This is a genomic window from Mesorhizobium sp. M0909 (genome assembly GCF_040319515.1).
Classification (GTDB): Bacteria; Pseudomonadota; Alphaproteobacteria; order Rhizobiales; family Rhizobiaceae; genus Mesorhizobium.
Window position 1 is genome coordinate 191,007 of sequence record NZ_JAMYOA010000007.1, and the last position, 20,561, is coordinate 211,567.

General features: G+C 63.5%; 19 protein-coding genes. 14 read left to right on the plus strand and 5 right to left on the minus strand.

Annotation, left to right across the window (positions count from 1 at the left end; all coding sequences use genetic code 11):
* Window positions 1-38: 38 nt before the first annotated feature.
* From NKH83_RS13585 to NKH83_RS13600, 4 genes are all read left to right on the plus strand, one after another.
* Window positions 39-1,226: a beta-ketoacyl-ACP synthase gene (locus NKH83_RS13585; RefSeq protein WP_352477637.1), complete on the plus strand. Its 1,188-nt coding sequence runs from the start codon at window positions 39-41 to the stop codon at window positions 1,224-1,226.
* A 75-nt stretch (window positions 1,227-1,301) separates the two neighbouring features.
* Entirely contained in the window at window positions 1,302-2,573 is a 1,272-nt protein-coding gene (locus NKH83_RS13590) for a beta-ketoacyl-ACP synthase (RefSeq protein ID WP_352805097.1), read from the plus strand.
* 36 nt (window positions 2,574-2,609) lie between these two features.
* Window positions 2,610-3,638 carry a zinc-binding dehydrogenase gene (locus tag NKH83_RS13595; RefSeq protein WP_352805100.1) on the plus strand — a complete coding sequence of 343 codons (1,029 nt, stop codon included), beginning with the start codon at window positions 2,610-2,612 and terminating at the stop codon, window positions 3,636-3,638.
* A 2-nt stretch (window positions 3,639-3,640) separates the two neighbouring features.
* Window positions 3,641-4,633 carry a lipid A biosynthesis lauroyl acyltransferase gene (locus tag NKH83_RS13600; protein ID WP_352805102.1) on the plus strand — a complete coding sequence of 331 codons (993 nt, stop codon included), beginning with the start codon at window positions 3,641-3,643 and terminating at the stop codon, window positions 4,631-4,633.
* Between the two features lie 150 nt (window positions 4,634-4,783).
* On the opposite strand, the gene NKH83_RS13605 is transcribed toward NKH83_RS13600, so the two are convergent.
* Window positions 4,784-5,212 carry a L,D-transpeptidase gene (locus NKH83_RS13605; protein ID WP_254818202.1) on the minus strand — a complete coding sequence of 143 codons (429 nt, stop codon included), beginning with the start codon at window positions 5,210-5,212 and terminating at the stop codon, window positions 4,784-4,786.
* A 222-nt stretch (window positions 5,213-5,434) separates the two neighbouring features.
* On the opposite strand from NKH83_RS13605, the gene NKH83_RS13610 reads away from it, so the two are divergent.
* The 5 genes from NKH83_RS13610 (at window position 5,435) to NKH83_RS13630 (ending at window position 12,007) form a co-directional block, all read left to right on the plus strand.
* Complete coding sequence (locus NKH83_RS13610) at window positions 5,435-6,724, plus strand: acetylornithine deacetylase/succinyl-diaminopimelate desuccinylase family protein (protein WP_352805105.1); 1,290 nt, start codon at window positions 5,435-5,437, stop codon at window positions 6,722-6,724.
* Window positions 6,725-6,854: 130 nt separating this feature from the next.
* Window positions 6,855-8,333 carry an ABC transporter substrate-binding protein gene (locus NKH83_RS13615; protein WP_352805106.1) on the plus strand — a complete coding sequence of 493 codons (1,479 nt, stop codon included), beginning with the start codon at window positions 6,855-6,857 and terminating at the stop codon, window positions 8,331-8,333.
* Window positions 8,334-8,574: 241 nt separating this feature from the next.
* Complete coding sequence (locus tag NKH83_RS13620) at window positions 8,575-9,522, plus strand: ABC transporter permease (protein ID WP_352646865.1); 948 nt, start codon at window positions 8,575-8,577, stop codon at window positions 9,520-9,522.
* Window positions 9,519-10,388, plus strand: a complete 870-nt coding sequence (locus tag NKH83_RS13625; RefSeq protein ID WP_352805108.1) for an ABC transporter permease — start codon at window positions 9,519-9,521, stop codon at window positions 10,386-10,388. The genes NKH83_RS13620 and NKH83_RS13625 overlap by 4 nt, the downstream gene beginning before the upstream one ends.
* Entirely contained in the window at window positions 10,385-12,007 is a 1,623-nt protein-coding gene (locus NKH83_RS13630; RefSeq protein WP_352805111.1) for an ABC transporter ATP-binding protein, read from the plus strand. Before NKH83_RS13625 ends, NKH83_RS13630 begins: the two co-directional genes overlap by 4 nt.
* A 10-nt stretch (window positions 12,008-12,017) precedes the next feature.
* Here the strand turns inward: NKH83_RS13630 and NKH83_RS13635 are convergent, their stop codons facing one another.
* Window positions 12,018-12,449 (minus strand): TerB family tellurite resistance protein, encoded by a 432-nt coding sequence (locus NKH83_RS13635; protein WP_352646871.1) that lies wholly within the window; start codon window positions 12,447-12,449, stop codon window positions 12,018-12,020.
* A 189-nt stretch (window positions 12,450-12,638) separates the two neighbouring features.
* Between NKH83_RS13635 and NKH83_RS13640 the strand changes: the two genes are divergently transcribed.
* The 3 genes from NKH83_RS13640 to NKH83_RS13650 all read left to right on the plus strand — a co-directional run bounded on the left by NKH83_RS13640 (window position 12,639) and on the right by NKH83_RS13650 (window position 14,261).
* Window positions 12,639-12,809, plus strand: a complete 171-nt coding sequence (locus NKH83_RS13640; RefSeq protein WP_254818195.1) for a hypothetical protein — start codon at window positions 12,639-12,641, stop codon at window positions 12,807-12,809.
* A gap of 128 nt (window positions 12,810-12,937) precedes the next feature.
* Window positions 12,938-13,765, plus strand: coding sequence for a helix-turn-helix domain-containing protein (locus NKH83_RS13645; protein ID WP_352805115.1), 828 nt, complete (start codon window positions 12,938-12,940; stop codon window positions 13,763-13,765).
* Between the two features lie 73 nt (window positions 13,766-13,838).
* Window positions 13,839-14,261: a VOC family protein gene (locus NKH83_RS13650; RefSeq protein ID WP_352805118.1), complete on the plus strand. Its 423-nt coding sequence runs from the start codon at window positions 13,839-13,841 to the stop codon at window positions 14,259-14,261.
* On the opposite strand, the gene NKH83_RS13655 is transcribed toward NKH83_RS13650, so the two are convergent.
* Both NKH83_RS13655 and NKH83_RS13660 read right to left on the minus strand, forming a co-directional pair.
* Entirely contained in the window at window positions 14,258-15,727 is a 1,470-nt protein-coding gene (locus NKH83_RS13655; protein ID WP_352805121.1) for a cobyric acid synthase, read from the minus strand. The two genes, NKH83_RS13650 and NKH83_RS13655, sit on opposite strands and share 4 nt — an antisense overlap.
* A gap of 1 nt (window position 15,728) precedes the next feature.
* Window positions 15,729-16,343, minus strand: a complete 615-nt coding sequence (locus tag NKH83_RS13660) for a dimethylsulfonioproprionate lyase family protein (protein WP_352805124.1) — start codon at window positions 16,341-16,343, stop codon at window positions 15,729-15,731.
* A gap of 138 nt (window positions 16,344-16,481) precedes the next feature.
* Between NKH83_RS13660 and NKH83_RS13665 the strand changes: the two genes are divergently transcribed.
* Window positions 16,482-17,648: an isobutyryl-CoA dehydrogenase gene (locus NKH83_RS13665; protein WP_352805127.1), complete on the plus strand. Its 1,167-nt coding sequence runs from the start codon at window positions 16,482-16,484 to the stop codon at window positions 17,646-17,648.
* A 149-nt stretch (window positions 17,649-17,797) separates the two neighbouring features.
* Window positions 17,798-18,682 (plus strand): 3-hydroxyisobutyrate dehydrogenase, encoded by an 885-nt coding sequence (gene mmsB, locus NKH83_RS13670; RefSeq protein WP_352805130.1) that lies wholly within the window; start codon window positions 17,798-17,800, stop codon window positions 18,680-18,682.
* A gap of 307 nt (window positions 18,683-18,989) precedes the next feature.
* Here the strand turns inward: mmsB and NKH83_RS13675 are convergent, their stop codons facing one another.
* Entirely contained in the window at window positions 18,990-20,369 is a 1,380-nt protein-coding gene (locus NKH83_RS13675) for an aspartate aminotransferase family protein (RefSeq protein ID WP_352805132.1), read from the minus strand.
* Window positions 20,370-20,561: the final 192 nt, after the last annotated feature.

A 20,561-nucleotide genomic window follows, 5' to 3' on the forward strand; every position in this document is an offset into this window, starting at 1 on the left:
ACACAGCGCCTGACGCGCCCGACCCACAACAGCCCCCAATGAACCCCCACGACGTCGTCATATCAGGCATCGGCCTTGTCTCGTCGCTGGGCGAGGGTCCGGATGCGCATTGGCAAAAGCTTGTCCAGCCGCGCCTTGAGCCGGTTCTGGAGGCCTCGCGCTTCTCGCCCTATACGGTCCATCCGCTGCCGGAGATCGACTGGAACCTGCAGATCGCCAAGCGCGGCGACCAGCGGCAGATGGAGACCTGGCAGAGGCTCGGCACCTATGCGGCCGGCCTTGCGCTCGACGATGCCGGCATCAAGGGCAATGACGAACTCTGCGCGACCATGGACATGGTGGTGGCCGCCGGCGGCGGCGAGCGCGACGAGGCGGTCGATGCGGCCATTCTCGCGGCATCGGAAAGCCGCAATGACCGCGACGTGCTGCTTAACGAGAAGCTGACCACGGAATTGCGCCCGACGCTGTTTCTGGCACAGCTTTCCAACCTGCTCGCCGGCAACATCTCGATCGTCCACAAGGTGACGGGGTCGTCGCGCACCTTCATGGGCGAGGAAGGTGCGGGCGTTGCCGCGGTCGAGACGGCGACCGCGCGCATCCGCTCCGGCCAGTCGACGCATATACTGGTCGGCGGCGCTTTTCAGACCGAACATTCCGACATGCTGCTCGGCTATGAACTGGCCGGCTACCTGCATCGCGGCGCGTGGCGGCCGGTCTGGCAGAGGCAAGGCGCCGAAGGCGGCGGTGTGGTGACCGGATCCGGCGGCGCGTTTCTCGTCCTGGAGCAGCGCGAGCACGCGGAACGCCGTGGCCGGAAGATCTACGCGGAACTCGGCCCGGTCCTGTCCGGTCGTGCCAGGCGCCGACGGGGCGAACTCGACGGTGAGATCGCCGCGCTGTTGAAGCAAGCCGCATTGCCGGACGGCGAACTGCTGGCGATCTCCGGCGCTTCGGGCGCCCATGCCGCGACCGCCGCCGAGAAATCGGCACTCGAGGCCAATCCGGCGATCGCCGCACGCGGCTTTTCGACGCTGACCGGCCACATGAAGGAAGCGCAGTTCCCCTTTGCCGTTGCGCTGGCAGCCCTGGCTGTCGACCGCAAGGCGGCCTACCCTGTCTTCGACGCCACAGTCGAAAAACCGTTTGCCGGCGTCCCGAAGACCGTCCTTGCAACGGCGATCGGCTATCACCAATTCGAGGGCATGGCGCTGATCAAAGCCGCCTAGAGCATCGGACCGAAAGTGTGATGCGGTTTTCGGGCGATCCGATTGCTCCAAGAGAAACAGGTTTTTGGACAACAAATGGCCAATCTGAACGACCATATGGGCAGGCCTATCGTAGCGGTCACCGGCATCGGCGTGGTGACGTCGCTCGGTGTCGGCAAAGCCGAAAATTGGGCGGCACTTACGTCGGGCAAATCCGGCATCCATCCGATCACCCGCTTCCCGGTCGATCATCTCAACACCCGCATCTCCGGCATGGTCGATTTCCTGCCGTCGAGTTCCAAGGGCGCCAGTCTCCTCACCTATGAGCTTGCCGAAACCGCCGCCCAGGAAGCGATGTCGGAGGCCGGCCTCGATGCCGGCGATTTCGGCGGACCGCTCTTCCTCGCTTCGCCGCCGGTCGAGCTCGACTGGAGCGAGCGCTTTTCGCTCTACAATTCCGACACGCACGACACCGGTGCAGAAAGGCTGCTGCGGGTAGCGCGCGGCCTCAGGGAACTCGACATCTTCGAGACCACCCAGTTCGGCTCGATCGCCGACCGGCTTGCCGACCGTTTCGGCACGCGTGGCCTGCCGATCACGCTGTCGACCGCCTGCGCTTCGGGCGCCACGGCGATCCAGCTCGGTGTCGAAGCGATCCGCCGCGGCGAATGCGACAGGGCGCTGTCGATCGGCGCCGACGGCTCGGCGACCGCCGAGGCGCTGATCCGCTTCTCGCTTCTGTCCGCGCTCTCCACCCATAACGACATCCCCGAAAAGGCCTCAAAACCCTTCTCCAAGGACCGCGACGGCTTCGTGCTGGCCGAGGGCTCGGGCGCCCTTGTACTGGAATCGCTGGAGGCAGCACTTGCCCGCGGCGCCACCGTTCTCGGCATATTGCGCGGCTGCGGCGAAAAGGCCGACGACTTCCATCGCACCCGCTCCAAGCCGGACGGTTCGCCGGCGATCGCGGCGGTGCGCGCCGCTCTTGCCGATGCCGGCTTGAGCGAGGACGGGATCGATTATGTCAATGCCCATGGCACCTCGACGCCTGAAAACGACAAGATGGAGCACTTGTCGCTGTCGACGGTATTCGGCGAGCGGATCTCATCAATGCCGGTCTCGTCGAACAAGTCGATGATCGGCCATACCCTATCGGCTGCCGGTGCCGTCGAGGCCGCATTTTCGCTGATGACGATGCGCGAAAGCGTCATTCCGCCGACCATCAACTATGACAATCCCGACCCGGCGATCGTGCTCGACGTGGTGCCGAACGCCAAGCGCAACGCCGAGGTCGGCACGGTCCTGTCGAACTCCTTCGGCTTCGGCGGCCAGAACACCTGCCTTGTCATGGCGCGGGAACCGGTCTAAGCGACCTTTTTCAGCCGGACTGAACCGACAGGCACCATGCGCGCATTGCAACTTATCGAGGATCGCCGGCTTGAAACGGTGGACCTGCCGCCACCGCCGCCGCCGTCGCTCGGCGAGGTGACACTGCGCATCAAGGCCGTGGCGCTGAACCACATCGATGTCTGGGGCTGGCGCGGCATGGCCTTCGCCAAGCGCAAGCTGCCGCTGGTCGTCGGCGCCGAGGCCTCCGGCGAGGTCGAGGCGGTCGGCCCCGGCGTTTCCAGCCTCCTGCCCGGACAGTTGGTGTCGATCTATGGCGCCCGCACCTGCGGGCTTTGCCGCGCCTGCCGCGAAGGCCGTGACAATCTCTGCGAGCATGTTTCGGGCGTTCACGGCTTCCATCTCGACGGCTTTGCGCAGGAAAAGATCAACCTGCCGGCGCGCCTTCTGGTCCCCGCCCCGCCAGGCGTGAGCGAAATCGGCGCGGCGGTGGCGCCTGTCACCTTCGGCACGGTCGAGCACATGCTGTTCGACAACGCCCGGCTGCAGCCCGGCGAGACGATACTGGTTCATGCCGGCGGCTCCGGCATCGGCTCCGCCGCTATTCAGCTGGCCAAGAAGATGGGCTGCACGGTCATCACCACCGTCGGCTCGAACGATAAGATCGACAAGGCCAAGGCGCTCGGCGCCGACCACGTCATCAATTACCGCGACGACCGCTTCGAGGGCGTCGTGCGCAAGCTGACCAAGAAGAAGGGCGTCGACGTGGTGTTCGAGCATGTCGGCGCCGACACCTTTGCCGCGTCCATGCTGTGCCTCAAACGCGGCGGCCGGCTGGTCACCTGCGGCTCGACCTCCGGCGTGTCGACGCAGATCAATTTGATGCAGTTGTTCCAGCAGCAGCTGAAGCTGCTCGGCTCGTTCGGCTGCCGCATGGAAAACATAGCCGACGCCATGCAGAAGATGGCAGCGGGCCTGGTCGCGCCGGTGATCGACACCGAGGTCGGCTTCGACGGCATCGATGCGGCGCTGAAACGCATGGAAGGCCGCGACGTCTTCGGCAAGATCATCCTGCGCGTCGGCTGAGAATGATCGGCAACGCCTTCAAGAAGATCCGCAGGGACCTGGGATTCCGCTATGGCAGGCGGCTTCGCCAGTTCAACTACTGGCTGGTCGCGCGGGTCGCGATGATCATCATCTCCGCGCTGCGCCTGCTGCCGCCCGACAGCGCGCTCAATTTTGCCGACCGCGCCGCCCGCCGCATCGGCCCTTGGGTGGCGCGCCATCAGGTTGCGGTCGACAATCTGCGCCAGGCCTATCCGGAAAAAAGCGATGCCGAGATCGAAGCGATCGCTTCCGACATGTGGGGCAACATGGCCCGCCTGGCCGCCGAATACATCTTTCTCGATGCTTTGTTCGACTACGATCCCGCTGCGACGAAGCCGGGCCGTGTCGAGGTCAAGGGCGTGGAGCATTTCGTGCGCATCGCCGGCGAGGACAAGCCGCATATCGTCTTCACCGGGCATCTCGGCAATTTCGAGCTGCTGCCGGTGGCGGCGGCGACTTTCGGCATGAACATCACGGCGCTGTTTCGCCCGCCCAACAACCCTTACCTCGCCGACTACATCCTCTCGACCCGCCGCTCGAGCATGGGATCGCTGCTGCCGTCTTCGACCGGTGCCTCGTTCGCGCTTGCGGCCGTCCTGGAGAAGGGCGGCAATATCGGCGTGCTGGTAGACCAGAAATTCACCGGCGGGCTCGAGACGACATTCTTCGGCCGCCCCTGCGAGAGCAACCGGGTCCTCGGCACCCTGGCGCGGCACTACGATTGCGATGTCTACCCGGCGCGCTGCGTGCGCTTGCCGAACAATCGTTTCCTGCTCGAGATCGAGGACAAGCTCACCTTGCCGCGCACCGCCGGCGGCAGTGTCGACGTCCCCGCCACCACCCAGCTTCTCAGCGACGTCGTCGAGCGCTGGGTGCGCGAAGACCCCGGCCAGTGGATGTGGTTCCACAAGCGCTGGGAGATCAGCAAGCGCAAAAAGCGTCGGCCGGCGACAATGCGCGACAAAGCCGCTTGAGCGGAAACCATAGCAAGCGTTTTCCGCTACTGATGTATTTTGTTCTTGCTTTGTGCCGGCAGCTATGCTACAAATTTGGTTATGGTGCTATTTGGCCCCGACGAACCCGCCGCTCCGGCGGGTTTTTTGTTGCGGGCCGGGGAGCAGACCCTAATTCGTCACGAGGATCCGCGTATTGCCGAAGCCGGCTTTGCGCACCATCGAATAGAATGCGGCCGCGTTGCTGGGGTGAAGGCGCACACAGCCATGCGATGCCGGGCGCCCCAATTGCCGGATCGCGCCGGTGCCGTGGATGGCATAGCCGCCGCGGAAGAACACCGAATAGGGCATCGGCGACATGTCGTATTTGCGCGAATACCACATCCGGGCCGTCCGCTGTGGACGATAGCTGCCGCGTGGCGTGATGTAGCCTTTGCGGGCGGTGGAAACGCTCCACCGGTAATACGACAGTCCGTATCTTACCGTCATCGTCTGTGAGGAAATATCGATGTTCGCGACCAGGCTGGCCGCACGGCTCTCGAACGACGAGCCGAACAGCATCGCTACTAATGCCGCTGCCATGAGAACTGTGTTTTTCATGCAATCAAACCCCTTTGATGCCCCTTGCCTGCCTGCCCTCACGCTGTTCTCCAGCGTTTTGATGGCAAGCCAGCGAGCTAACACTTACTCCCTGACGATTTCACCAATCCCAAGCAGCGAATTTGAACGATTTCCCGCAATAGTTGCCGTAACGACACGCAATCGCCTGGCAATTCGCCATCGGGCTTGCAAAACCCCCTCATCCGCTGCTCAATTCGCCGAATGAACGAACCGAACGAACGGCTCCTCAAGGCTATCGATGACCGAGCCGATGATCTGGTTGCACTGACTGCGGATCTGATCCGCTTTCCGACCATCAATCCGCCCGGCGAAGCCTATCGGCCATGTGCCGAATATATCGGCGCGCGGCTGAAGAAGCGTGGTTTTGAGACCGAATTCATCCGTGCCGAGGGCACACCTGGCGACACTGACCGTTACCCGCGCGTCAACGTCGTCGCCCGCTTCGATGGCCGGGCGCCGGGTGCTTGCGTGCACTTCAATTCGCATATCGACGTCGTCGAGCCCGGCGACGGCTGGAGCCTCGATCCGTTCGCCGGCATCGTCAGGGATGGCAAGGTCTATGGCCGCGGCGCTTGCGACATGAAAGGCGGGCTTGCCGCCTCGATCATCGCCGCTGAAGCCTTCATGGAGGTCTTTCCCGATTTTCCCGGCGCCATCGAGATTTCAGGCACGGTCGACGAGGAGTCCGGCGGCTTTGGCGGCGTCGCGCATCTGGCCAAGCTCGGCTATTTCTCCAGGCCGAAGGTCGACCACGTCATCATTCCCGAGCCGCTCAACAAGGATCGCATCTGCCTTGGCCATCGCGGCGTCTGGTGGGCGGAGATCGAAACCAGGGGCGAGATCGCGCACGGCTCGATGCCGTTCCTCGGCGACAATGCGGTGCGCCATATGGGCGCCGTGCTGCGCGCCTTCGAGGACGAATTGTTTCCGGCGCTCGACCGCAAGATGACGCGCATGCCGGTCGTGCCCGAAGGCGCAAAACGCTCAACCATGAACATCAACTCGGTCCATGGCGGCCAGACGGAGGATTTCCGGCCCGGCCTGCCCTCGCCCAACGTGCCCGATTCCTGCCGGCTGACCATCGACCGCCGCTTCCTGCTCGAAGAGGATCTCGCTACGGTCAAGAGCGAGGTGACCGATATCCTCGAACGGCTGAAGCGCGAGCGCAAAAAGTTCGACTACGAAATCCGCGATCTGATGGAGGTGCTGCCGCTGATGACCGAGCGCGACGCGCCGGTGGTTAAGGCGGTCGCGCAAGGCATCATGGAGATATTCGACCGCGAACCGGATTACGTGATTTCGCCCGGCACTTACGACCAGAAGCACATCGCCCGTATCGGCCACATCTATGACTGCATCGCCTATGGCCCGGGCATCCTCGATCTCGCCCACCGGCCCGATGAATGGGTCGGCATTGCCGATATGCTGGACTCGGCAAAGGTGATGGCGATCGGCCTCAACGTTCTGCTGAGGGACGCCGGCCCGCGATGATCCGGCCATGGGCGAAAAAACATTCCTCCCGGCGACCGCCGACGGGACGAAACGCAATTTACTCGGCGGCGAATTCACGCTTCTATCCGGCCGGGTTTGAGCACGTGTTTTAGACATGGGGAGTTGCACGATGAAATTGTGGAAAACCATTCTGGCCGCCGCGGCGCTGGCGTTGGCCGCCGGAACCTCGGCGATGGCCGCGCGCACCGACCTGGTCATCGGCATTACGCTCGAACCCCCGCATCTCGACCCGACCGCGGGTGCCGCCGCGGCAATCGACGAGGTACTCTATGCCAATGTCTTCGAGGGCCTGACCCGCATCGGCCCGAACGGCGAGGTGCTGCCCGATCTCGCGGAAAGCTGGAGCATTTCCGACGATGGCAAGGTCTACATTTTCAAGCTGCATACCGGCGTGAAATTCCATGACGGCACCGACTTCAACGCCGACGACGTGAAATTCTCGCTCGACCGTGCCCGCGCCGAAAATTCCGTCAACGCGCAAAAGGGCCTGTTTGCCGCCATCGACAAGGTCGAGGTTGTCGATCCCGCGACGGTAAAGGTCACGCTGAAGAACCCGCAAGGCTCGTTCCTCTACAATATGGGCTGGGGCGACGCGGTTATCGTGGCGCCTGAGACAGCCGACACCAACAAGGAAAAGCCTGTTGGCACCGGCCCATTCAAGTTCCAGAACTGGGCCAAGGGCTCATCGATCACGCTGGTCAAGTCGGACAATTACTGGGGCGCCCCGGTATTCCTCGACAAGGCCGAGTTCCGCATCATTCCGGATGCCGCCGCCGCCGTTCCGGCGCTGCTTTCCGGCGACGTTCAGGCCTTTCCGTTCTTCGACCCCGACAGCGTCGCCCAGGTCAAGGACGACCCACGCTTCAAGGTGGTGATCGGCTCGACCGAGGGTGAAACCATCCTGTCGATCAACAACAAGAAGCCGCCCTTCGACAAGCTACAGGTCAGGCAGGCGATTTCCTTTGCGCTCGATCGCAAGGCGATCATCGACGGCGCCTCGGCCGGCCTCGGCGTGCCGATCGGCTCGCACATGTCGCCCGCCAGCGAGGCCTATGTCGACCTCACCGGCCTCTATCCGCACAATGTGGACAAGGCCAAGGAATTGCTGAAGGAAGCCGGCCTGGAGAATGGCTTCAAGGCGACGCTCAAGCTGCCGCCGCCCTCCTACGCGCGGCTCGGTGGCGAGATCATCGCCTCCGAGCTTCGCGAAATCGGCATCGATCTCGAGATCATACCGGTTGAATGGGCGCAATGGCTGGACCAGGTCTTCACCAAGAAGGATTACGACCTGACCATCGTTTCCCATACCGAGCCTAACGACATCGATATCTATTCGCGTAAGGACTATTACTTCAATTACGACAATCCGGCCTTCGACAAGATCATCGAGGAGCTGAACCTTACCTCTGATGAGGCCAAGCGCACGACGCTGCTTGGCGAGGCGCAGAAGGTCCTGGCAGATGACGCCGTGGTCGGCTTCCTGTACGAATTGCCGAAGGTCGGCGTCTGGGACGCCAAACTGCAGGGCCTGTGGGAAAACGCCCCGATCCAGGCCAACGACCTGACCAAGGTGAAGTGGACGGATTGAGGCGCTGACAGAAGGGGCGAAAGTTGCACTCCGTCATACCCCCCTCTGTCCTGCCGGACATCTCCCCCTCAAGCGGGGAGATTGGCCGTTTCCACGCTGGCTCTGTCCTTGCAACGCTAGTGGTTAGCGAAGAGGGCTCAATCTCCCCGCTTGAGGGGGAGATGTCCGGCACAGAGGGTGGGCGGGAACGCAAGCTTCGCCCGGTTTCTGCGTTCGCCAACACAGCGGTTCCTCAACGTCCATGACCGCCTACCTCCTCAAGCGGCTCGCCATCGCCGTCGTCACGCTGGTTCTGGCCTCGATAGTGGTCTTTGCCGTGCTGGAAATCATCCCCGGCGACCCGGCGCGGCTGATGCTTGGCCTGAACGCCAGTGCCGACCAGATCGAATTGCTGCGCAACCAGATGGGTCTCAACGCTCCCGTCGTGCTGCGCTATCTGCATTGGGCCGGCGGCTTGCTGAGCCTCGATTTCGGCCGTTCCTACACCTATTCGGTGCCGGTCATCGATCTGGTCCGTGAGCGCCTCGTCGTCTCGCTGCCGCTGGCACTGATGGCGCTGGCGCTGTCCACCGTCATTGCCATTCCGGTCGGACTGTTTTCCGCCAGCCGGCACGGCCGGGCCGGCGACACGATCGCGATGGGTGCCGCCCAGCTTGGCGTCGCCGTGCCCAATTTCTGGTTTGCGCTGATGCTGATTTATCTGTTCGCCGTCTGGCTGCGGCTGGTGCCGGGCGGCGGCTTTCCCGGCTGGAGCGCCGGCGTCTGGCCGGCACTGAAATCGCTGCTTCTGCCGGCGGTCGCCCTCGCTCTGCCACAGGCGGCGATCCTCGCCCGGGTCACCCGCTCGGCGCTGATCGAAGTGCTGAACGAGGACTACATCCGAACCGCCCGCGCCAAGGGCCTGCCCTATCGCCTTGTCTTGTGGCGGCATGCGCTGCGCAACGCCATGATCCCGGTGGTCACCATTCTAGGCCTGCAATTCGCTTTCCTGCTTGCCGGCACCATCATCATCGAGAACGTCTTCTACTTGCCCGGCCTCGGCCGGCTGGTGTTCCAGGCGATCAATCAGCGTGACCTGATCGTGGTCGAGAGCGTCGTCATGTTGCTGGTCGCGGCGGTCATCATCGTCAATTTCGTTGTCGATCTCTCCTATGCGGTGGTCGATCCGCGCCTGAGAGGCCGGCAATGACGCTGCACATCGACATCCCCGACGAGAACCTTGCCGGCATCCTGGCCAAGGCGTTTCGAAACCGTTCGTTCCTCGCCGGCTTCGTCGTCACCGCACTGGTGGCGGCGGTCGCGATCTTGTCCTTCTTCTGGACGCCTTACGATGTCACCAATCTGGTCATTTCCGACAAGACCCAGGCGCCGTCGCTGGCGCACTGGTTCGGCACCGACCATTTCGGTCGCGACATCCTGTCGATGATCATGGTTGGCGCCCGCAACTCGATTGCCGTGGCGCTGGTGGCGGTCGGCATCGGCATGGGCGTCGGCGTACCGCTCGGCGCCTTTGCCGCGGCGCGCGGCGGCTTCGCCGACGACGTGCTGATGCGGTTGAACGATTTGGTCTTCGCCTTTCCGGCGCTGCTTTCGGCAATTATGATCACCGCCATCTTCGGGCCGGGCGCGTTCAACGCCATCATTGCCATTGGCATCTTCAACATCCCGGTGTTCGCGCGCGTCGCCCGGGCCGGCGCCCTGGCGATCTGGCCGCGCGAATTCATCCTCGCCGCCCGCGCCGCCGGCAAGAGCAGGACGCTAATCAGCATCGAACATGTGCTGCCCAACATCGCCACGCTGCTGCTGGTGCAAGGCACCATCCAGTTCGCGCTGGGCATACTGGCCGAAGCCGGGCTTTCCTATGTCGGGCTGGGCACCCAGCCGCCGATGCCAAGCTGGGGCCGCATGCTGTTCGACGCCCAGACCCGCATGGTGGTGGCGCCGTGGATGGCGATCTTTCCGGGCATGGCGATTGTCATCACGGTGCTTGGCCTCAACCTGCTTGGCGACGGCATTGCCGACATCCTCGATCCGAAATCGCGGCGGCAGCGATGAGCCTGCTCGAAATCGAGAAGCTGTCGCTGACCATCGGCAGCACCCGTATCCTCAGAGACATCGAACTTTCCGTCGCGCCGGGCGAAGTGATGGGGCTGGTTGGCGAATCCGGCTCCGGCAAGTCGATGACGGCGCTCACCGTCATGCAGCTTCTGCCCTGGGCTGCGCATGCCAGCGGACGCATCACCTTCGACGGCATCGACATCCTTGCCGCCAGCGAGGACCAGATGTGCGCGCTGCGCGGCGACGACATCGGCATGGTGTTCCAGGAGCCGATGACGGCGCTCAATCCGGTCAAGACCATCGGCGAGCAGGTCGCCGAGGGTATTCGCTGGCACACCAGGGCGAGCCGCGCCGACGCTGAGGAACGGGCGCGAAAAATGCTCGACCGGGTCGGCCTGCCGGGAGCGCAATTCCCGCTGTCGCGCTATCCGCACGAACTCTCAGGCGGCCAGCGCCAACGCGTCGTCATCGCCATCGCCTGTGGACTGAAACCCAAGCTGCTGATCGCCGACGAGCCAACGACGGCGCTCGACGTGGTGCTGCAGGCGCAGATTCTCGACCTGCTGCGCGACCTCGTTGCGGAAAATCGCATGGGTCTTCTGCTCATCTCGCACGACCTCGCAGTGGTGACCGAGATGGCGGACCGCATCACCATCCTGCGCCATGGCGAGGTGATGGAGGCCGGCGATACCGCGCGCACGCTGTCGGAACAACTTCATCCCTACACGCGACAGCTGGCGCAGGCCTCGATGCATGTGCCGGCGCGGGCTCGAACGCATGACAGCGGATCGGCCAAACCGCTGCTTCAGGTAGAGAACGTAACGCGGGACTATCCGGGACGGCGCATATCCCTGTTGAAACGCGCGGCTCCGATCCGCGCCGTCGACGATGTCTCCTTCGCCATGGCGCCCGGCCGGTCGGTGGCGCTCGTCGGGCGTTCCGGCTGTGGCAAGTCGACGCTTGCTCGCATGATCCTGGCACTGGACAAGCCGACGACCGGTACGATCCGCTTCCGCGGCGACACCCTCATCGGCAAGAGCGAGGCGGAGCTGAAGCCGGCACGGCGCGACATGCAGGTGGTGTTCCAGGACCCGTATGGCTCGTTCGACCCACGCCAGAAGGTCGAAAGATTGGTGGCCGAGCCCCTGCATGTGCTGGAGAAGAAGCCGGCGCCCGCCGCGCGGCGCGAGATGGTGGCGCATGCGCTGCACGAGGTCGGCCTCTCACCAGGCGACATGGACAAGTATCCGCACGAGTTTTCGGGTGGCCAGCGTCAGCGCCTTTCGATCGCCCGCGCCATCATCACGCGGCCGAAGCTGGTCGTCGCCGACGAGCCGGTCTCGGCGCTCGATGTCTCGATCCGCGCCCAGATCCTCGATCTGTTCGCCGAGCTCAACCAGAAGCTCGGCATCGCCTATCTCTTCATCACCCATGATCTGACCGTCGCCCGCGCCATCACCGACGAAGTGATGGTCATGCATGACGGCAAGATCGTCGAGCGCGGCAGGACAAGCGAAGTGCTCGACCACCCGCAATCCGCAGCGGCCAAGGCGTTGGTCGCCGCCGCTCCAGATTTGCACCGGGCGATCGCGAAACGACTGCAGGAACAGGGGTGAGCGGCGACAGTTAGCCTTGCGGCTTGACCACATCGGCAGGGCTGATGTCGAGCAGGTCAAGCGTGCGGCGCAACAGCTGCATCTCACTCCCGGCAAGTTGCGAATCGGCCTTGGCGATTTCCGCCATGTGGCGGGCGAGCAGCTTGCGCCGTTCGACATCGAGGTCGCGGAACTGCGCGATGGCCTGCGAGCCGTTGGTCTCGTAGCCGAATTCGTTGAGGTATTCGATGACGCTGTCGACGCTGGTTTCGGGAATGCCGAAGGCGTCCCGGCAGATACGCCTGAAGGCGGTCATTTCGCTTTCGCTGACCGAACCATCGGCCAGGATCATGCGGAACAGCATCAGTAGCTCCGCCGACAGCACCGGATCGTCCGCCACCTTGCGCACGCCGGGGTCGCCGTCGAAAATCGAGCGTATCTGGTCCAGCAATCCCATCGCCATCAGCCCCTTCCGATTCGTTCGGAAGGTAGCGCGGAATCGGCCTGGCGCAAACGGGGGTGCGCGTGCTGGAGCCGCATGTTTTCTCGCTGGAAAGCTGCCGGCCAATCCGGCAAGCCGCTGCGCTCATTGGTGTGTGACCGTGCGACTGATACTATGCCGCTGTACGAATCATGTTGAGGAGGGACGGACATGAATCTCAGTGCACCTACCCAGCTTATTTTTATCATATCCCTTGTCATCGCCATCATCGGCGTTCTCGCCGCGCTTGGCGTTCTTGCGTTTATCCCTTTGGCTTCTGTGTGGATTGTCGTCATCGCCTACATCGTGCTGGCCGCCGGCTGTCTGATGCGCGGCGCTTAAACACGTCCAGACAATTCGGAATCTCAGGCAACTCGCAATCTCAGGCAACTCGGGGCGCCCGGCCAAAAGCCGGGCGCTTTTGATTCTGCAGGATGGTCTGTTAGAATTCCTGGACCAGGGAAAGCACAATGCCCACCAGCGAAGACGGCAGCCGCCACGACGGCCCGGAGCTCGATCGGTTCGAGATGGTGCGGCGCGCGCCGAGCCATCGGCTTCAGGGCGCCGTCACTGACATGTGTGGCTTTCGCGAAACCATGCCAGGCCATTTCCGCGCGATCGAATATGCCTCGCTGACCGTGCCGCTGGTCATCAGCTTTGCCGAACCCTTTGCCATCGGGCTCGGCAGGAACCCCACCGACAATGACCGCTTCGCCAGTTTTGCCGCCGGCCTTTATGCCGGGCCGGTGGTGATCGAATCCTTCGGCGGCGCCTGCTGTGTGCAGATCAATTTCACTCCGCTCGGCGCTCGTCGCTTCTTCGTCCGCCCGATGAGCGAACTGACCGACCGCATGGTCGGCCTGGATGACGTGCTCGGCGTCGAAGGCATCGCGCTTCGCGAAAGGCTTGGCAATGCGCCGGATTGGAGCTCACGCTTTGCCATCGCCGAGGCCTTCGTCGGCGATCGGTTGGCAACCGCAGACCGCACTCAGGCCGAAATGGTCTGGGCCTATGAGACGATCGTCTCGACGCGTGGGCGGACCCGCATCTCGACGCTGGCCGAAAAGCTTGGCTGGAGCCGCAAGCATCTTACCGGAAAATTTTCGGACGCAGTCGGCACCGGCCCAAAAACGCTGTCGCGCATCGTCCGTTTCAACCATGCGCTTGGCCTGTCGAGACAGACCAACAGTGATTGGGCCGACATCGCCGCCGACTGCGGCTATGCCGACCAGGCGCATCTGGTGCGCGAGTTCCGCGACCTCGCAGGCGTCACGCCGACCACTGTCGCCGCGAGGTAACATTTCTTCAAGACGCGCAACCAGCCTTCGCCCAGACTGGGTTGATCGACCAACCCGCTGAAGGAGATCAGCCGTGCCGAACACCGCCGAACCACCGCGGCTTTACCCGGCGCTGCGCTACAAAAATGCCGGCAGGATGATCGACTGGCTGTGCGAGGCTTTCGGCTTCAGCGTTCGCGCCCGCTATGGCGAAGGCGATGTGGTGCACCATGCCGAACTCGCTTTCGGCTCCTCGATCATCATGCTCGGCACGGCGCGCGACGATGCCTATGGCAAGATGGTCGGCGCGCCCGGTTCGGGCGGCGGCAAGTCGATCTACGTTGCGGTCGCTGACGCAGATGCGGCATACGCGCGGGCAAAGACCGCCGGCGCCGAGATTCTGGAAGAACTCACCGACCGCGACTATGGCAGCCGCGAATTCATCTGCCGCGATCCGGAAGGCAATGTCTGGTCGTTCGGCACCTACTGGCCGAAGGCTGACGAGCCCGCCAGCTAACGCGCCAGCCCAAAGATGGCGTCGCAGTCGAGGTGGGTTTCCAGCTCGGCGGCGATCTCGTCCAGTGCCCGTTCGACCTCGGCGCGGTAGTCGATGCCGCCGCCCTTGACGCCGAGGCTTTCGAGGAATTTCGCCCGGAAGGCATCGGCGGAAAACAGCCCGTGCATATAGGTGCCCAGCACCTTGCCGTCGGCCGAGATAGCGCCGTCATCGATGCCGTTGATAACGGCGGACGGCCGCAGCGTGTCCGGACCGGTGGTTCGGCCGAGATGGATTTCGTAGCCCTCGAGCGGCAGATCGAACGGCACCGAGCGCGCGCTGACATTGCGCACCGTCTTTTCCGGCTCCATCACCGTTTCGACGTCGAGCAGCCCGAGGCCTTGCGTCTCGGTAACGCTGCCCTCGATACCATCGGGATCGCGCACGACATGGCCGAGCATCTGGAAGCCGCCGCAAATGCCGACGATATGGCCACCGCGTTTCCTATGCGCGGCAAGGTCGCGGTCCCAGCCGTTCTCGCGGAATTTCAGGAGATCGCCAATCGTCGACTTCGAGCCGGGAATGACCACCAGCCCTGCATCCTGCGGCAGGCGCTGGCCAGGCGGCACGAACACCACCTCGACCTGCGGTTCGGCCTTGAGCGGGTCGAGATCGTCGAAATTGGCGATGCGCGAAAGCACCGGCACAGCGATCTTCAGCGCGCGCTTCTCACCGGACGCCAACCGTTCGAGCACGACGGAGTCTTCCGACGGCAGCCGCGCCGCCGCCTTCAGCCACGGCACCACGCCAAAGCAGCGCCAGCCGGTGAATTTTTCGATCGCCTCGATGCCATCGTCGAACAGCGTGACATCGCCGCGGAACTTGTTGATGAGATAGCCGACGATCATGCGCCGGTCCTCGTCCGGCAGGATCAGGTGGGTGCCGGCGACCGAGGCGATGACGCCGCCGCGATCGATATCGCCGACCAGGATCACCGGCACGCCGGCGCGCGTCGCAAAGCCCATATTGGCAATGTCGCGGCTCCTCAGGTTGATCTCGGCCGGCGATCCCGCGCCCTCGACAATGACCAGGTCCGCGCCCTCGCCGACCGTCGCCCAGGAGTCCAGCACCGCATCCATCAGCCGGCCCTTCAGCGTCTGATAGTCGCGCGCCCGCGCCTCGCCGAACACCTTGCCCTGCACTACGACTTGAGCGCCGACATCGGTCTGCGGCTTGAGGAGGACCGGGTTCATGTGGATGGTCGGCGGCACGCCGCAGGCGATCGCCTGCAGCCATTGGGCGCGGCCGATCTCACCGCCGCCTGAAGCGCCGGGAATATCGGCGACAGCGGCGTTGTTCGACATGTTCTGCGGCTTGAACGGCCGCACTTTCAAGCCGCGCTTCTTCGCCGCGCGGCAGAGGCCGGCGACGAGCACCGTCTTGCCGACATCGGAACCCGTGCCCTGCAGCATGATCGCCTTGGCCATCTCAGTCCCTGCCCTGCGCAACGGTTGCGGTGATCGTCGACTTGGCTGCCAGTGGCCCGCCGCGCCAGAGATAGAGCGCCAGCAGCGGCTCCTTGCCGGTGCGCATGGCGTGGCTGACGTCAGAGGCATGGTGTATCACCTCGCCCGGCGCTCGAAGGCGAAAACTGCCATCGCCCATGCGCCATTCGGTGCCGCCGGTCAGCGGGATGTAGATCTCCTCCGCGACATGGTGGTGGTCGGGGTAGACGATGTCGGGTCCAAGGATCAGCAGGCCGGCCGCGACCTCTTCATTGACGAAATGGCCGCGCGTACCAAACACCTCCAGCCAGCCGTAATTGTCTATGAAAACCTTGCCGAAATCCGCTTCGCCATAGGTCTGGCCCCAGCGCAGATCGCCGCGACGCTCCGCAACCAGCCGCGCCAGCGGCTTGGCCGCAACGGGAGCGAGTTCGACGATACGGTCGAGCTGGACGAGACAAGGCAGTGCATGCGGTTCGAGCGGCCGGCTTGGCATGTCCCAGCCGATCCGGGCAACGGCGTCGCGCACCAGCGCATCGTCGAACGTCTGGAGATAGGCATGGAAGCATCCAAGCAGTTCGTCGAATTTTGTCGTCACACTTTGCTCCAAAGCGCATTCGCGCACAGCGGCTGCGCGGACGGGTCGGGTTGCGCGGCGGCATCATTGGTCTAGATTGAACGGCGCGCAAAGCCAAAAACGACAGGCCAGCAGGCCGGAAACGTCAGGGAGCACGCCATGGACGCCGCTGTCGATGCTGGCACCAGCCAGTTCGAACTCAACGAGGACCAGCGCGCCATCCAGGAGATGGCCGAGGCCTTCGCCGCCGACCGTGTGGCGCCGAACGCACTCGACTGGGATCGCAACAAGTATTTCCCCGCCGACGTGATCCGCGAGACGGGCCCGCTCGGCCTTGGAGGCATATATGTCCGCGAGGATGTCGGCGGCTCGGGGCTCGGCCGGCTCGACGCCGTGCTGATCTTCGAGGCGCTTTCGCGGGCCGATCCGGCGTTTTCCGCCTTCATCTCTATCCACAATATGGCGGCATCGATGATCGACCGCTTCGGCGGCGACGAACAGCGCCGGCGCTTCCTGCCGAAGCTGACCTCAATGGAATGGCTGGCAAGCTATTGCCTGACCGAGCCCGGCTCGGGCTCGGATGCGGCGGCGCTGAAGACGCGCGCGACAAAGAGCGGCGGCGACTATGTGCTGAACGGCGCCAAGCAGTTTATCTCCGGTGCCGGTGACAGCGACCTCTATGTCGTCATGGCGCGCACCGGCGCCGACGGGCCGAAAGGCATTTCCACCTTCGTCGTGCCGAACGATGCGCCGGGCCTTTCTTTCGGCGCCAACGAGCACAAGATGGGCTGGCACATGCAGTCGACGCGCCAGGTCGTCTTCGAGGACTGCAAGGTGCCGGCGGAAAACCTTCTGTCGGCAGAAGGCGCCGGCTTCGGCATCGCCATGGCCGGGCTCGACGGAGGCCGGTTGAACATCGCCGCCTGCTCGCTCGGGGGCGCGCAATCGGCACTCGACAAGGCGCTCGCTTACACGGCCGAGCGCAAGGCTTTCGGCTCGAAGATCAACCAGTTCCAGGCGCTGCAGTTCAAGCTTGCGGACATGGAGACCGAATTGCAGGCAGCGCGCGTCTTCCTCTACACCGCCGCCTCGAAGCTCGACCGCAACGCGCCGGATGCCTCGAAATGGTCGGCGATGGCGAAGCGCTTCGTCACCGACACCGGCTTCAATGTCGCCAACGACGCCCTGCAGCTGCACGGCGGCTATGGTTATCTGCACGATTACGGCATCGAGAAGCTGGTGCGCGACCTGCGTGTCCACCAGATCCTCGAAGGCACCAACGAGATCATGCGCGTCATCATCGCTCGCGCGCTGATTGGACGGTAGAGAATTTAGTGAGTAGTGAGTAGAGAATTTAGTGAGTAGTGAGTAGTTAGTAGTTAATGGTGAATGGTGAATAAATCATATAGAACATGACTAACCCATGATCCCTGATGACTATTCACTATTCTCCACCCCACCCACGGAGCGCCATCATGACCACCATCGCCTTCATCGGCCTCGGCAATATGGGCAATCCGATGGCCTCCAACCTGGTCAAGGCCGGGTATGCCGTGTACGGCTTCGACCTGGTGCCGGAGAACCTCGTCATCGCCAGGGAACACGGCGTCGTCATCATGGCCAACGCCGTTGCGGCGGTGAAAGACGCCGATGCGGTCATCACCATGCTGCCAGCCGGTAAGCATGTTCTGTCGGTTTACGCAGACATAGTGTCCAAGGCAAAAAAAGGCGCGCTGTTCATCGATTCCTCGACCATCGATGTCGAGTCGGCTCGAAAGGCCCATACCATCGCCGCCAAGCACGGGTTGCTGTCGATCGACGCGCCAGTCTCCGGCGGCACGGGCGGTGCGGCGGCCGGCACGCTGACCTTCATGGCCGGCGGTTCGAAGGATGCCTTCGCCAAGGCCGAACCAATCCTCAAGCCGATGGCCGGCCGCATAGTTCATTGCGGCGACGACGGCGCCGGACAGGCGGCGAAGATCTGCAACAACATGATTTTGGGCATTTCGATGATCGGTGTTGCCGAGGCCTTCGTGCTGGCGGAAAAGCTCGGCCTGTCGCACCAGGCGCTGTTCGACGTCGCCTCGACCTCGTCCGGCCAGTGCTGGTCGCTGACCACCTATTGCCCGGTGCCCGGCCCGGTGCCGACATCGCCCGCCAACAATGGCTATAAGCCTGGCTTCGCGGCGGCACTGATGCTGAAGGACCTGAAACTGTCGCAGGAGGCCGCACAGAGCGTCGGTGCAGCAACGCCGCTCGGCGCCGAGGCAGCTCAGCTCTATGCGCTGTTCAACGCACAAGGGAATGCCGGTGCCGATTTTTCCGGCATCATTAATTTCCTCCGTGGTAACCCGGCGTAAGCTCCAAGTTCACAGGTTTTCGATCTGCCCAAAGCGGAAAGTCGGCAAATTTAGGTTTGCTTAAGCTCTTGCTAACCCTGCAGTAACGATATGCGTTTAAAACGGATTGCGAGGCGGACATCCGCCCGGCGCTCCGGATCAGGTCTCGCGTACCGGAGCCCGCAAGTTTCGCAAGTGTTTGGTTGGCGAAACGCCATGCGTATCTGGCAAAGCCGCGTTCCCGATGGGACGCGGTTTTTGCGTTTCGCATCCTTCAAGGACAATGAGACGATCGCCGGGCGCCCGACATGGAGCGCCCGGCGGTCGTTCACCGCTTGCGCAGATCTGCTTCGGCCAGATCGAGCGCCTTTGCGATACGGTCGCAGGCCATGTCGATCGTCTCGCGCGTCCAGATCAGCGGCGGCGACAGGATCATCGTGTCGCCGGTGGCGCGTAGCATGATGCCCTGGGCAATTGCGTAGTCCCGAACGGTCACCGCCGCGTTGCCGGCCGGCAGGAAGCGCTCCTTGGTTGCCTTGTCCTTGACGATCTCGATCGCTCCCATCAGCCCGAACGAGCGCACCTCGCCGACCAGATCGTGCCCGCCGAGACGTTCCTGCAAAGCCCTGGCGAAGTAAGGCCCGGTGTCGTTCCTGACGCGCTCGACCAGCCCCTCGCGCTCGATGATCTCGAGGTTCTTCAGCGCCACCGCGCAGGCCACCGGGTGCCCGGCATAGGTGTAGCCGTGATAGAATTCGCCGCCCTTTTCGACCAGCGTCGCCGCGATGCGGTCGCCGACCAGCAGCGCCGACAGCGGCTGATAGCCAGAGGTCAGCGCCTTGGCCGTGGTGATGGTGTCGGGCTCGACATCGAAGGCTTGTGCCGCGAACCACTCGCCGGTGCGGCCGTAGCCGGTGATGACCTCGTCCAGCATCAGCAGGACGTCGTATTTGCGGCAGATGCGCTGCACTTCCGGCCAATAGCTCATCGGCGGGATCTTCACCCCGCCTGCCCCCATCACCGGTTCGCCGATGAAGGCGGCCACCTTGTCGGCGCCAGCTTCGAGGATCGCGTCCTCGACCGCTTTTGCCGCACGCAGGCCGAAATCATGGTCGCTTTCGCCGGGCAGTGCGAGCTCATAGGCATAGGGCATCATTACATGGACGATGTTGGGCACGGCACCACCGAGCTGCTTGTGCATCAAATCCATGCCGCCGAGCGAGGCGCCGGCGATGGTCGAGCCGTGATAGCCCATCTTGCGCGAGATGATGCGGTTCTTCTCCGGTTTGCCTTCCAGCACCCAATAGTGACGGACCAGGCGCAGCGCCGTGTCGTTGGCCTCCGAACCCGACGAGCCGTAGAACACCTGGTTGATATGCCTTGGCGCGATCTCCGCCAGCTTTTTCGACAGCAGAACCGGCGTCGGCGTCGAGCATTTGAAGAAGGAGTTGTAGTAGGGCAATTCCTTCATCTGGGCGTAGGCGGCGTCGGCCAGCTCGTCGCGGCCATAGCCGACATTGACGCACCACAGCCCTGCCATGCCGTCGAGGATTTCCGTCCCTTCGGAATCGTAGATGAACGGCCCGTTGGCGCGAGTGATGATCCGCGAGCCGGTCTCGCGCATCTCTTTGTGGTCGGTGAACGGATGAAGGTGATGCGCGGCATCGATCTGCTGAAGCTGCTTCAGCGAATAATTCTGGTAGGTCATGTCTGATCTTTCCTCTTGAACCAATCCGGCAGCTTTTGCGCCGGGGCGGATTCGTCAGAGGACAGCGGGCGGCGAATAGCCAATGCGGGCGCACAGCCGCAACAGCTCGGCGCGAAGCGTGCGCGGCGACGGCGTCACCGCGACCCCAAATGCGCAACCCGATTTCGCCAGCCGAGCCATGCACGCACCTTA